At 38.2% G+C, this 11,781-nt stretch carries 15 protein-coding genes; 11 read left to right on the forward strand and 4 right to left on the reverse strand.

The features are described 5' to 3' along the window. Positions 1–26 precede the first annotated feature (26 nt). A complete protein-coding gene (gene rplS, locus BELBA_RS06085; RefSeq protein ID WP_014771866.1) occupies positions 27–389 on the forward strand; it encodes a 50S ribosomal protein L19 in 363 nt (120 codons plus the stop codon). A 93-nt stretch (positions 390–482) separates the two neighbouring features. Here rplS and BELBA_RS06090 read toward each other — a convergent pair whose 3' ends face one another. Beyond that, complete coding sequence (locus BELBA_RS06090) at positions 483–848, reverse strand: M23 family metallopeptidase (RefSeq protein ID WP_041779257.1); 366 nt, start codon at positions 846–848, stop codon at positions 483–485. A 129-nt stretch (positions 849–977) separates the two neighbouring features. Between BELBA_RS06090 and gltX the strand changes: the two genes are divergently transcribed. From gltX to BELBA_RS06115, 5 genes are read left to right on the forward strand one after another with little or no spacing between them, the layout of a single operon-like run. Beyond that, positions 978–2,516, forward strand: a complete 1,539-nt coding sequence (gene gltX / locus BELBA_RS06095; RefSeq protein WP_014771867.1) for a glutamate--tRNA ligase — start codon at positions 978–980, stop codon at positions 2,514–2,516. A gap of 56 nt (positions 2,517–2,572) precedes the next feature. After that, the gene (locus BELBA_RS06100; RefSeq protein ID WP_014771868.1) at positions 2,573–2,776 is read left to right on the forward strand and encodes a hypothetical protein; all 204 of its coding nucleotides are present in this window, start codon (positions 2,573–2,575) and stop codon (positions 2,774–2,776) included. Between the two features lie 10 nt (positions 2,777–2,786). After that, positions 2,787–3,452: a porin family protein gene (locus tag BELBA_RS06105; RefSeq protein WP_014771869.1), complete on the forward strand. Its 666-nt coding sequence runs from the start codon at positions 2,787–2,789 to the stop codon at positions 3,450–3,452. Between the two features lie 60 nt (positions 3,453–3,512). Continuing rightward, positions 3,513–4,094: a NifU family protein gene (locus BELBA_RS06110; RefSeq protein ID WP_014771870.1), complete on the forward strand. Its 582-nt coding sequence runs from the start codon at positions 3,513–3,515 to the stop codon at positions 4,092–4,094. A 5-nt stretch (positions 4,095–4,099) separates the two neighbouring features. Next, on the forward strand, positions 4,100–5,176 hold the full coding sequence (locus BELBA_RS06115; protein WP_014771871.1) for a DUF3810 domain-containing protein: 1,077 nt from the start codon (positions 4,100–4,102) through the stop codon (positions 5,174–5,176). A 1-nt stretch (position 5,177) separates the two neighbouring features. Here the strand turns inward: BELBA_RS06115 and BELBA_RS06120 are convergent, their stop codons facing one another. Beyond that, on the reverse strand, positions 5,178–6,077 hold the full coding sequence (locus BELBA_RS06120; protein ID WP_014771872.1) for a DMT family transporter: 900 nt from the start codon (positions 6,075–6,077) through the stop codon (positions 5,178–5,180). Between the two features lie 30 nt (positions 6,078–6,107). Continuing rightward, entirely contained in the window at positions 6,108–7,100 is a 993-nt protein-coding gene (gene dusB / locus BELBA_RS06125; RefSeq protein ID WP_014771873.1) for a tRNA dihydrouridine synthase DusB, read from the reverse strand. Positions 7,101–7,138: 38 nt separating this feature from the next. On the opposite strand from dusB, the gene BELBA_RS06130 reads away from it, so the two are divergent. From BELBA_RS06130 to BELBA_RS06150, 5 genes are all read left to right on the forward strand, one after another. Then, positions 7,139–8,089 carry a CPBP family intramembrane glutamic endopeptidase gene (locus BELBA_RS06130; RefSeq protein ID WP_014771874.1) on the forward strand — a complete coding sequence of 317 codons (951 nt, stop codon included), beginning with the start codon at positions 7,139–7,141 and terminating at the stop codon, positions 8,087–8,089. Continuing rightward, positions 8,073–8,279, forward strand: a complete 207-nt coding sequence (locus tag BELBA_RS06135) for a putative signal transducing protein (RefSeq protein ID WP_014771875.1) — start codon at positions 8,073–8,075, stop codon at positions 8,277–8,279. The genes BELBA_RS06130 and BELBA_RS06135 overlap by 17 nt, the downstream gene beginning before the upstream one ends. Further along, positions 8,263–9,120: a phosphatidate cytidylyltransferase gene (locus tag BELBA_RS06140; protein ID WP_014771876.1), complete on the forward strand. Its 858-nt coding sequence runs from the start codon at positions 8,263–8,265 to the stop codon at positions 9,118–9,120. The genes BELBA_RS06135 and BELBA_RS06140 overlap by 17 nt, the downstream gene beginning before the upstream one ends. Before the next feature lie 74 nt (positions 9,121–9,194). Next, positions 9,195–10,472 (forward strand): Glu/Leu/Phe/Val family dehydrogenase, encoded by a 1,278-nt coding sequence (locus tag BELBA_RS06145; RefSeq protein WP_014771877.1) that lies wholly within the window; start codon positions 9,195–9,197, stop codon positions 10,470–10,472. Positions 10,473–10,553: 81 nt separating this feature from the next. Then, the gene (locus BELBA_RS06150; RefSeq protein ID WP_014771878.1) at positions 10,554–11,213 is read left to right on the forward strand and encodes a phosphatidylserine decarboxylase family protein; all 660 of its coding nucleotides are present in this window, start codon (positions 10,554–10,556) and stop codon (positions 11,211–11,213) included. Between the two features lie 86 nt (positions 11,214–11,299). On the opposite strand, the gene BELBA_RS06155 is transcribed toward BELBA_RS06150, so the two are convergent. Then, positions 11,300–11,773 (reverse strand): hypothetical protein, encoded by a 474-nt coding sequence (locus BELBA_RS06155; RefSeq protein ID WP_014771879.1) that lies wholly within the window; start codon positions 11,771–11,773, stop codon positions 11,300–11,302. Positions 11,774–11,781 lie beyond the last annotated feature (8 nt).

Consider the following 11,781-nt stretch of genomic DNA (forward strand, 5'->3'; position numbering starts at 1 on the left):
GCTACAAGCACATAAAATATACAGCTATGAGCGAACTAATTAAATTTGTAGAAGCGGAATATAAAGAGCTGAGAGCTTCTTTCCCTTCTTTCAAGGCAGGTGATACCATCAATGTTCACGTAAAGATCAAAGAAGGTAACAAAGAGCGTGTTCAGCAGTTTCAAGGTACTGTAATCCAAAGAAAAAATGTAAATACTAACGGTGAAACTTTCACTGTAAGAAAAATTTCTAATGGAATCGGAGTAGAAAGAATCTTCCCAATCCTTTCTCCATCAATCGAGAAAATCGAATTGTTAAGAGAAGGTAGAGTGAGAAGAGCTAGATTGTTCTACTTGAGAGGACGTCAAGGTAAAGCTGCCAAAATCAGAAAGAAAATCAGAACAAGTTAAGACGCATAAGCGCTTTTTCTCGTTAGGTAAAAAAAGGAAACCCAAACAGGTTTCCTTTTTTGGTTTTATTCTTAAGCTAACTTCAATAGCTAGCTACTTAAGTAAATACTTTTTCTTTTCTTTTTTAGTCAGTTCTAGCATGATGAAGTCATCAGGATATTCAACCAATATTTCTATTCTGTCTTTGACTTGAATTGGTAGGCCAACTGTTCCTCTTAGTGACACTTCGGTATAGGAGCGAGTCACTAAGTCATCTGTTTTGACCAATTTACTTTGGACCATTCGTACATGCGGATCAGTTCCGTAGTTTTCTCCTGATGATTCTGCAATAGGATCGCCAGGACATACTGTATCCCCAACTTTTACCTTTGCACTTCCTGGCTTGAAAACCATGATTTTGCTAAATACCCCATCTTCATAGTAGATTTCAATATAATTGTCTAGTGAATTGTAATACACACTATTTCCCTTTATCCTTTGGAAAAAAATAAGGTTTGACTGTATGATTTCCTTATCTTTGTGGATTGATATTTAGAGTATTTTCAATTGAAGACACTAAATTTTCAACAAATCAGAAAATCACATCAAATGAATAGAGAAGTACGCGTAAGATTTGCACCCTCTCCAACAGGAGCTTTACATATTGGCGGAGTAAGAACTGCCCTTTACAATTACCTTTTTGCCAAGAAAATGGGTGGTAAGTTTCTTTTGAGAATTGAAGATACCGACCAAACAAGGTTTGTTCCCGGAGCCGAAGAATATATTCAAAAATCTTTGGAATGGCTAGGAATTTCTCCAGAAGAGAGCCCTTGGAACCCTGGAGATTGTGGTCCTTACAGACAGTCCGAGAGAAAGCCAATGTACATGCAATATGCTTTGGACTTAGTGGAAAAGGGACATGCATATTATGCATTTGATACCTCGGAAGAGTTGGATGCGATGCGAGAAAGATTGACAGCTGCTAGGGTAGTATCTCCTCAATATAACTCAATCACCAGAACCCAAATGAAAAATTCCCTTACACTTCCAGAAGATGAAGTAAAGGAAAGATTGGCCTCTGGCGACCCTTATGTGATTCGTATCAAAATCCCTAGAAAAGAAGAGGTGAGATTGAACGACATGATCCGTGGATGGGTAATGGTTCATTCCAATACTTTAGATGATAAAGTGCTGATGAAGTCAGACGGAATGCCTACGTATCACTTGGCAAACATCGTAGATGATCATTTGATGGGAATCACTCATGTAATTCGAGGAGAAGAATGGTTGCCATCTGCACCACTTCATGTATTACTTTACAAATATTTTGGTTGGGAAGATACCATGCCTCAGTTTGCACATTTACCACTTTTGTTGAAGCCTGACGGGAACGGAAAGCTATCCAAAAGAGATGCTGACAAACATGGTTTTCCAATTTTCCCCATGGATTGGACAGACCCAAATACGGGAGACAAAGCGAGTGGATTTATGGAGGAAGGTTACCTTCCTGATGCATTCTTAAATTTTCTAGCATTCTTAGGTTGGAATCCTGGTGACCATAGAGAAATTTTCTCTTTGGAGGAATTGGTTGAAGCTTTTTCTATCGAAAGGATAGGAAAATCAGGAACAAAATTTGACATCAATAAGGCCAAATGGTTCAATGAACAATACCTCAGAAATAAGTCTGATGAAGAATTGGCAACTTTCCTTATCGCAGATGTTGAAAAAGAAGGATTGACTATCGATTCCAAAAAAGCTGCTCAAATAGCAGCAATCATGAAAGAAAGAGCGACCTTCCCTTCTGATCTTTGGAATGAAGGTAAATTTATGCTGATCGCTCCGACTAGTTTTGATGAAAACATTGCTTCCAAAAAATGGAATTCTGATGTCGTTATCGTATTGAATGCTTATAAAGAAAAGCTGGTAAAAGACAGAGAAGAGTTTACGCCGGAAAGAGCAAAATCCTTACTAGAAGCTTCTGCCGAAGAAAATGAAATTAAATTTGGTAAAGTGATGCAAGCAGTTCGATTAGCAGTGACTGGAGTAGGCGCTGGGCCAGATTTGATGGCGGTTTTTGCAATCATTGGTAAGGAAGAATTAGCTAAAAGAATAACTTTTGCGTTAGAAACGTTACAAGTTCAAGATTAATTAGAATACTGAAAGTGGTTTTCAAAAAGCCACTTTCATTTTAAATACTAAATAGGATGGCAAAGAAATCAAAAAAAGTAGAAAGCCCTAAAGTCCATAAAGACCTCGAAGGGTTTCACATGAACATAGATTCTTTTGGAGAGATTTCTAGCAGCTTCCCCATTGACAAACTCAACGAGTTTTTGAATAACAATGTAGAAGACAAGAAATTGAAAGACAGAGAAGATATCGACGATATCAAAAAGGGTAAAAAGAAATAAATAGGTGAAAATGCATAAAACTTTCACCCTTTTTTTACTTCTATTTTTGGGGACCCTGAGTGAGAATCTTCTCGCACAGACAAGTATAGGCTTCCGTGGAGGCTATTCTTCTTCAAATTATAGTTACAGATTCAGGCCCGGATCTCCTGTGACACGTACTGGTGGTATAACTGCCCCGACGTATAGTTTGGTCATTGAACAGTTTTTAGCCAAAAATGCAGGTGCACAGATCGAAATTCAGTATTTGCAATTAGGATACACACAGAGGGATACACTCGATCAAACGAATCAGACTACATTCGAATTTATTAAAGTGCCTTTTATGTCCAATTTCTATTTTGGCAACAAGGGCAGGTTTCATATCAAGATAGGAACGCACTTTGGTTACATGCTCAATGCCGCAGACCCTATCCGTGAGTACGAAACTCCAGGAGTTTTGCCGACCTATGGTGGGATAGAAGATCGTCCACGAAAATTTCTCTACGGTCTTTCTGCGGGGGCAGGATTGTCCAAGCTTTTTGGAAAAAGCACTCTAGCAGGCGAAGTCCGTTTTTCTTACGATTTCAATAGACCCGAAACACAAAACCGGGTTTTTGATATGACTTCAACTAATTTAGAATTTACACTGAGTTATCTTTTTCAGATTATCAAACCTAAATGGCAAAAAAAGCCATAATGGGAACTAAATAGCCTGACAGCTGTTATCCAATCATACTTCAAAATCAATAATCAGATTATGTTACAAACGCAGAAGAGACCGACTACCATCTATATGGAAGCCAATCCAAATCCAAATTCATTGAAATTTGTCGTGAATTTTATGTTGGCAGATGAAGGTGTGAGTTTTGATTACCCAAATCAGGAAAGTACCGAAAACTCTCCTTTGGCACATGAATTATTCAATTTTGCTGCTGTTGACCGTGTCTTCATTGCCTCCAATTTTGTGACGGTGACGAAGAAAGAAGAGGTAGAATGGCTTGAGCTTCAGGATATCGTAAGAAATCACATTAAAACTTATTTGGAGTCAGGCAAAGCTCCTGTAAATGCTGACTTTGACAAAGACCCACTTTTTGATGAAAATGATTCTGAAGTAGTGAAGAAAATCAAAGGGATATTAGATGAGTATATCAGACCTGCGGTAGAACAAGATGGCGGTGCTATTGTGTTCCATAGTTTTCAAGATGGAATCGTCAAAGTATTGCTGCAAGGCAGTTGCTCAGGATGTCCATCAAGTACAGTAACTTTGAAAGCTGGCATTCAGAATCTATTGACACGTATGCTTCCAGAAGTGAAGGAAGTACAAGCGCAAGGCGTTTAATCGCCATGTTTCGAGGAAATTGGACTTGGACAATCTTAGGCCTGATCAGTATTCTGATCAGGCATTTTGCGCTTAAGTCCCCTGAGTTGACAGAAGAATTTTATTCTAGAAGATTTTTTCCTGGGGTCAGAAACGTTATTGATTTGACGCTTTCCAAGCTTCCTTTTGCGACAGTTTACATATTCATCGCCTCTGTTTTTCTCTTTCTTGGAATTTTTATTTTCTATTTTAAGAAGAAAATCGGATGGAAGAACAAGTTGGGATTTACGATTAGGTCTCTTTTCAATTATCTCGGAGCCTTAATTTTCTTTTTCTTGGTTTTATGGGGTTTCAACTATCAACGAATACCTGTTTTCGAGCAAATTGGAATGAAACCTACTGCCATCAATGAGGAGCAACTGATTACTGAAATAGAACTCACACGAAACATCCTCAATCAATTGAGATCAAATATACAAGAAGATACAGCGGCTATAGAATCGATCATGGATTATAATGACCTAGAAAAACTCGTTAGAGCCAATATGCGAGAGCATTTGTATCTGCTAGGAATGAACTTCACAGGAGAGCCAAGGACGAAGCAGTTTTATCCTGCTGGATTTATGCGAAAAATGGGGATTTTGGGGATTTATTTTCCTTTTACAGGAGAGAGCTACATTGATCCAACATTACATCCGTTGGAAAAACCTTTTACTATTGCTCACGAAATGGCGCATAGCTATGGGGTGACAGACGAAGGGGAGGCGAATTTCATTGCTTGGGTAATTGGTTCTAATAGCGATGATGCACTTTTACAATACTCTGCTCAATTGAAATTACTTCGCTATCAAATGAATGATTTGTATAGGATGTCTCAAGAGCTTTATACACATTTTTACAGAACTATTCCTGCTGGAATTAGAAATGATTTGACTTCAATTAGTAAAAATGCCGCTTTGTATAAGCCTTTCAATTTAGAATTGAGCAGGAAATCAAATGACATTTTTCTTAAAACCCAAGGTGTAAAAGCCGGCGTATTGAGCTATCAGCAACTTCCTATGCTAGCATACGCATGGAGAAAAAGGTTGAAGTCTGAGGATTAATTTATCGTCGATTCCCAACCCACACACCAAAAATCACGGCTACGATTCCAATATAATGACCTAAGAGTAAAACCTCTCCGTCAAAAAGACCCCACATAATTGCCACAATCGGAATGAGATAAGTGACCGAACTTGCAAAAACGGGAGTGGCTACTTTAACCATGATGTTGAATAGGATTAAAGCTAGTGCTGTTCCCACTACGCCTAAAAGCGTAATATAACCAGCTGCTTCCATGGCTCCTTCTGCATGAGTGAGTTTAAAAGAAAAGTCCGTAAAGGCGAATAAATAAATCAATGCAATTGGCAAAACCATCAAAAGCGAAATTGCTGTGATAGCCACAGGTTTTAGCTCTACGAATCTATATTTGATGATGTTTAAATTCACTCCATAACAAGCACAAGCAAGAAGAACAAAAAACGCATAAGAATTGATGTCTGAAAATGTCCCGATGCCAGAACCTTCTTTTACAATCAGTAGTAAGACTACCCCAAGAAATGCAATAAATAAGCCTAAGGTATTCCTTCTCGTAATTCTAGCACCAAAAAACAACGCTCCAATAATGACTACAAATAGTGGTGTCATGGCATTGAAGACTCCTGTAAGCGAACTGCTGAGTTGAGTTTGAGCTTTTGCAAATAGAAAAGCTGGGATAAAACTCCCAACGAAACCAACAATAATCAGGTTTTTGACCTGCTTTTTATTCAAGCTTTTGAGCCTTGGAAGGGAAAGTGGAAGAAGAACCATTCCTGCCGCCACGATTCGAAAAGCTCCAACCTCACCTGGGGAAAATACTTCTAGACCTCGTTTGATCAATATAAATGAACTTCCCCAAATTAAGGCAAGTAAAATCAAAAAGCCCCAAGCTTTTAAGGCTCCTTCGGCTTGTATATCTCGGGACATAAGTGATTATTGAAAATGAGAATAGGTGAATTATTGAAACTGATAATCTGCATAGACCTCAGCCACTTGATCTAAGATTGCTGACACTTGTTCGTAAGTATCAGCTGTGACCATGTCCGTTCGGAATGGTTTGAAGTTAGGCATTCCTCTAAAGTAATTGGTATAATGCCTGCGCATTTCAAGTATGCCTTGCTTTTCGCCTTTCCATTGAACAGAAAAATCAAGATGCTTTTTAGTGACATTGATTCTTTCTTCTAAGGCAGGAGCTTCTAGCATTTCGCCTGTAGCCAAAAAATGCTTAATTTCATTGAAAATCCAAGGGTAGCCTATGGAAGCTCTGCCGATCATCATACCATCTACATTGTATTTTTCTTTATATTCTTTCGCTTTTTGTGGGGAATCAATATCACCATTGCCAAATACTGGAATATATAATCTCGGGTTCGCTTTTACCAAGTTCAAATAAGACCAGTCTGCTTCACCTTTATACATTTGTTGTCTTGTACGTGCGTGGATACTAATCGCTTGGATGCCTACATCCTGAAGACGTTCAGCAACTTCCACAATTCTGATCGTGTCTTGTGACCAACCCAATCGGGTTTTCACGGTAACTGGAATATTGACAGCTTTTACGATCTCAGCTGTCATGGAGACCATCTTATCGATATCCAAGAGTATTCCAGCACCAGCACCTTTACAAGCTACTTTATTGACAGGACAACCATAATTAATATCCAAAATATCAGGACCCGCTTCTGCTGCAATTGCAGCTGCCTCCTGCATGGATTCAATGTCATTTCCGAAAATTTGAATTCCGATTGGTTTTTCATAATCAAAAATATCCAACTTCTGAACACTCTTCGCCGCATCACGAATCAAGCCTTCTGAGCTGATAAATTCTGTGTACATCAAATCCGCACCATTCTCCTTGCATACAGCCCTGAAAGGTGGATCACTCACATCTTCCATTGGAGCCAAAAGCAAGGGAAATTCCCCTAATTCTAAGTTTCCTATCTTTACCACTTCTGAAATCTATTTAATCTTGTAAATTTACGGCAATTATGGAGATTTATAAAACCCGAGCCTCAATTGCCAGCAAAAGTAACTGGTTATTATCATTAATTATTATTCTTCTTGTGACTTTCGGAGTAATGGCTGTTCTTCAAGGCATTGCTCTCGTGCTTGTCCCTCCATTATTTGGAGTTCCTTTAGATGAATTTATGGCTATTTTGAGCGGTCAAAGTACAAATCCAAATGCTCGAATAGCACTTCTATTTGTTCAAGGACTTGGTGCTGGTCTGGGTTTTTTCTTTGCAGCTTTATTGATAGCCAAATTGATAGATAAAGCCAATTTAGGTTGGAAACAGCAATTGCAGAGATTTAGGTTCACTTCATTGATGATTATGATCATGGTGATGCTCGGAGGAATGTTATTCAATAGCTTATTGATCGATTGGAATTCTAATGTCCATTTCCCTGAGTTTTTGTCTGGACTAGAAGTAAAAATGAGAGCTATGGAAGATGCTGCCATGGATTTGACGAAATATATTACAGATTTCGATTCATTTCCAGAATTCTTGATGGGCGTTTTAGTAATCGGAGTTTGTGCAGGATTGGGGGAAGAATTTTTCTTTCGAGGAGTGCTACAACCTAAGCTTCATGCATACACAGGCAATGCTCATGTCGGGATATGGCTGACAGCATTTATTTTTTCTGCTATACATTTTCAGTTTTATGGATTCTTTCCAAGAATGCTCTTAGGAGCAATATTCGGATATTTATATCTATATTCAGGCAGCTTAATTTATCCCATTGTGGCACATATACTCAACAATACAGTGACCGTAATTTTGGTTTATTTGAATAAATTGGGTAAAGTTAACTTTGATATCGAAGAAGCGGATGAGGTGTCAATTCCCTTGGCTCTGCTTGGCTTGTTGATATTGTTGTTAGGATTAAGAATTTTCAAAGAGAAAAATAAAACTCAAATTACGAATGGAGAATTGGATTAAGATATTTGAAGATGCTTCACCCGTCCGTGCTGAGATTGTGAAGGGAGTCCTGGAGTCTCATGGGATTGGGGCAGTGATTCTCGACAGAAAGGAGTCTGCATATAAAATTCACGGATATTGTGAAGTCATGGTGCAAAAAGAGAATTCTTCAATAGCAACAAAAATCATCCAAGATGAGGTCACCTTTTAAGTTAAGATCAAGATTTAATATCAATAATTACAGTAACCTTGGGCAAAGGGTGATAACGGGCCTTATTGGTGCATCAGCAATTGTAGCTGGCTCTTATTATAGCGAATGGCTTTATTTCATCATTTTTGGTACAATTCTTATATTTTCACAAATGGAGTTTTATAAACTATCAGGCTTGGACGGCATGCTTCCTCTGAAGAGTTTTGGAACTTTTCTTGGAGTAGCCATTTTCACCTTGACCTTTCTGATAGAGCTAAAGCATCTTGAGGATAAATATTATTTCCTGATATTTCCTTTGGTAGCTTTGGTATTCTTCATCAAGTTGTATAGAAAATCAGACAAAAAACCTTTTACTGGAGTTGCTTTTACCTTTTTAGGGATTTTTTATGTTGCTGTACCCTTTTCTCTATTGAATTTGGCAGCCTTTTCTGTTGACGGTACATTTCATTACGAAATCATCATAGGTTCTTTAGTTATTCTTTGGGCTTCAGATTCTGGGGCCTATTTTGCTGGAACAAAGTTTGGAAAGACGAAGCTTTTTGAAAGAGTCTCTCCCAAAAAATCTTGGGAAGGATTTCTTGGAGGAGTGCTTTTAGCCTTTACGGTTGCCTATATTTTGAGTAAATACTTTGTTTCTCTTGAAGAATGGCAATGGTTTTGCATCGCTGCGATTATCATCATTGCAGGTACTTATGGTGACTTGATCGAGTCACTTTTTAAGCGAAGTATTGAGATCAAAGATTCAGGAAAAATTCTTCCTGGACATGGTGGATTTATGGATCGTTTTGACGGTTTGTTATTATCGGCACCATTTATAGCTGCATTTTTGAAAATCTTTTAAAAATGCCTATCTGATATTAAAAATACTCCTTAATATTGTATTATAATTCAAAGCTCAACTAAAGAAACCCAAATATGGCTTACATTGAACCGGCCCCAATTAAGGATGCAGAAAATCCTTTGGAGTCAATGATGGAAAGGTTTAACCTTGCAGCTGAAAAACTAGGACTCTCAGAAGAAGTTTACAATGTCCTGAAAAACCCCGCAAAACAAGTTATCGTATCCCTACCAATCACCATGGACAATGGAAAAATCCAGGTTTTTGAAGGGATTCGTGTGATTCATTCCAATATCCTTGGCCCTGCCAAAGGAGGAATCCGATTTGCTCCAGATGTGCATTTGGATGAAGTAAAAGCACTTGCAGCATGGATGACATGGAAATGTGCGGTAGTTGACATCCCTTATGGTGGTGGTAAAGGTGGCGTAAAGTGTAATCCACGAGAAATGTCCAAAGGCGAGATCGAAAGATTGATGAGAGCATACACACTCGCAATGATCGACGTATTCGGACCGGACAAAGATATCCCGGCCCCAGATATGGGAACAGGGCCAAGAGAAATGGCTTGGCTGATGGATGAATATTCTAAAGCACATGGCATGACTGTCAATGCAGTAGTAACAGGAAAACCGCTTGTTTTGGGAGGTTCTCTTGGAAGAACTGAAGCGACTGGTAGAGGGGTAATGGTTTCAGCTTTGGCAGCGATGCAAAAACTGAAAATCAATCCTTTTCAAGCAACTTGCGCTGTTCAAGGTTTTGGAAATGTGGGTTCTTGGGCTTCCCTTCTTTTAGAAGAAAGGGGTTTGAAGATCGTAGCAATTTCTGATATCTCAGGAGCTTATCATAATGAAAATGGAATCAATATTCAAGAGGCTATTGCTTACAGAGATGGAAACAACGGGACTTTAGAAGGCTTCAAAGGTGCTGAAAAATTAGCAAATGCGATGGATCTTTTGGAGCTTGAGGTAGATGTATTGGTGCCAGCAGCTGTAGAAGATGTGATTACTATACACAATGTGGACAGAATCAAAGCGAAGCTAATCGTGGAAGGTGCGAATGGACCAACCTCAGCAAAAGCAGATGCTATCATCAATGAAAAAGGAATTATGGCTGTGCCTGATATTTTAGCAAACGCAGGTGGTGTGACAGTTTCTTACTTTGAGTGGGTTCAAAATAGATTAGGTTACAAATGGACAGCTGAAAGAGTCAATCGAAGGTCTGACAGAATCATGAAGGATGCCTTTGACCATGTCTATGAAGCATCTATCAAATATGATGTGCCTATGAGAATTGCTGCATACATTGTAGCAATCGATAAAGTAGCGAAGACTTATACTTTCAGAGGAGGCTTCTAAAACCTTCAAAAGAAAGTTTATTATATTTGAGGTGTGAGAGTCAAACTTTCACACCTTTTTACATTAAGAAATACATATATTATGTCAATACATCGAGAGGGAAGGTCTTTGTTATTTTGGTTGCTGATAATTCTTTCAGCAGGGAATTATGCACTATATTATTATTTCCCAGGACAGGAAGTTCTTTTAAACTTAGCTTTAATTATCAGCCTAGGATTTTACCTGATAGTTTTACAATTCTTCAGAAATCCATTTGTTCCTGTAAGACAAGATGATGGGATGATATATGCGCCCGCTGATGGTAAGGTTGTTGTGATTGAGGAAACTGTTGAAGATGAGTATTTGAAGGAGAAAAGAAAGCAGATTTCGATATTTATGTCTCCCTTCAATGTGCATGTAAACCGCTCACCAATGGCTGGAATAGTAGAGTACTTCAAATATCATCCAGGGAAATATTTAGTCGCTTGGCATCCAAAATCGAGTTTTGAAAATGAAAGAACGACAATGGTGATCAAAAATGCCGAGGGAACAAAAATCCTCGTCCGACAAATTGCCGGAGCATTGGCTCGCAGAATAAAATGGTATGTCGCAGATGGTTCCCCTTTGCAACAATGTGGAGAATTCGGATTTATCAAATTCGGATCGAGAGTTGATGTGTTTTTGCCCTTAGATGCAGAAGTATTGATTAGTATGGATCAAAAAACCAAAGGAGGAAAAACGCCAATTGCCAGGTTAAAATAAACTGCTGATTTTATTAATACAAAAAAAAAATCAAGCAAAATCCAAATTGCCCACAGTTGATTTATTTTCGACCGTGGGCAATTTTTTTAATTGTTAAAATTTCCCTTCACTTTTTTCCAATACAGATAGCCAAATGTAAGTGTCGATAGGAAGAAAATAAGCGTGGTCCATTCATAAGATCTTTTATCAGAATTCTTTTCTACGATTTCAGAATCTTTTTCCTGCAAGGCTCTTTTCAATGTTGCGATTTCTCTTTCCTGCTTTTGTGAGATGAACTTATAATCATTTTTCTCGTAGGTTATCTCTGTCTTTTCAATGTCATTGAGCATGCGCAATTCTTCCATGATTTGATTGTCTTTTTGGATGATTCTTTCCATCCAATTATTGGTTTCGATCATGTCTTTCTTTGTCCTATTGCCAAAAATACCTGATTTTTTGCTCTCTGAATTTTGCCATTGTTGATGTAAGGTCTGTCGGTCTTGCAACATTTTATCAAGCTTGGCTTGTGCAAAAAGATTGAAAGGGAGGGATAATAAAATTATAAGTACTAATTTTTTCATGGGTATAA

The sequence above is a fragment of the Belliella baltica DSM 15883 genome, from assembly GCF_000265405.1.
Lineage (GTDB): Bacteria > Bacteroidota > Bacteroidia > Cytophagales > Cyclobacteriaceae > Belliella > Belliella baltica.

Coding starts and splice junctions, on each gene's coding strand:
- BELBA_RS06155 (WP_014771879.1), bottom strand. CDS start 11,773: ATGAAAAAATTAGTACTTATAATTTTATTATCCCTCCCTTTCAATCTT.
- BELBA_RS06115 (WP_014771871.1), top strand. CDS start 4,100: ATGTTTCGAGGAAATTGGACTTGGACAATCTTAGGCCTGATCAGTATT.
- BELBA_RS06145 (WP_014771877.1), top strand. CDS start 9,195: ATGGCTTACATTGAACCGGCCCCAATTAAGGATGCAGAAAATCCTTTG.
- BELBA_RS06135 (WP_014771875.1), top strand. CDS start 8,073: ATGGAGAATTGGATTAAGATATTTGAAGATGCTTCACCCGTCCGTGCT.
- BELBA_RS06110 (WP_014771870.1), top strand. CDS start 3,513: ATGTTACAAACGCAGAAGAGACCGACTACCATCTATATGGAAGCCAAT.
- BELBA_RS06120 (WP_014771872.1), bottom strand. CDS start 6,077: ATGTCCCGAGATATACAAGCCGAAGGAGCCTTAAAAGCTTGGGGCTTT.
- BELBA_RS06150 (WP_014771878.1), top strand. CDS start 10,554: ATGTCAATACATCGAGAGGGAAGGTCTTTGTTATTTTGGTTGCTGATA.
- BELBA_RS06100 (WP_014771868.1), top strand. CDS start 2,573: ATGGCAAAGAAATCAAAAAAAGTAGAAAGCCCTAAAGTCCATAAAGAC.
- BELBA_RS06140 (WP_014771876.1), top strand. CDS start 8,263: ATGAGGTCACCTTTTAAGTTAAGATCAAGATTTAATATCAATAATTAC.
- gltX (WP_014771867.1), top strand. CDS start 978: ATGAATAGAGAAGTACGCGTAAGATTTGCACCCTCTCCAACAGGAGCT.
- BELBA_RS06130 (WP_014771874.1), top strand. CDS start 7,139: ATGGAGATTTATAAAACCCGAGCCTCAATTGCCAGCAAAAGTAACTGG.
- BELBA_RS06105 (WP_014771869.1), top strand. CDS start 2,787: ATGCATAAAACTTTCACCCTTTTTTTACTTCTATTTTTGGGGACCCTG.
- rplS (WP_014771866.1), top strand. CDS start 27: ATGAGCGAACTAATTAAATTTGTAGAAGCGGAATATAAAGAGCTGAGA.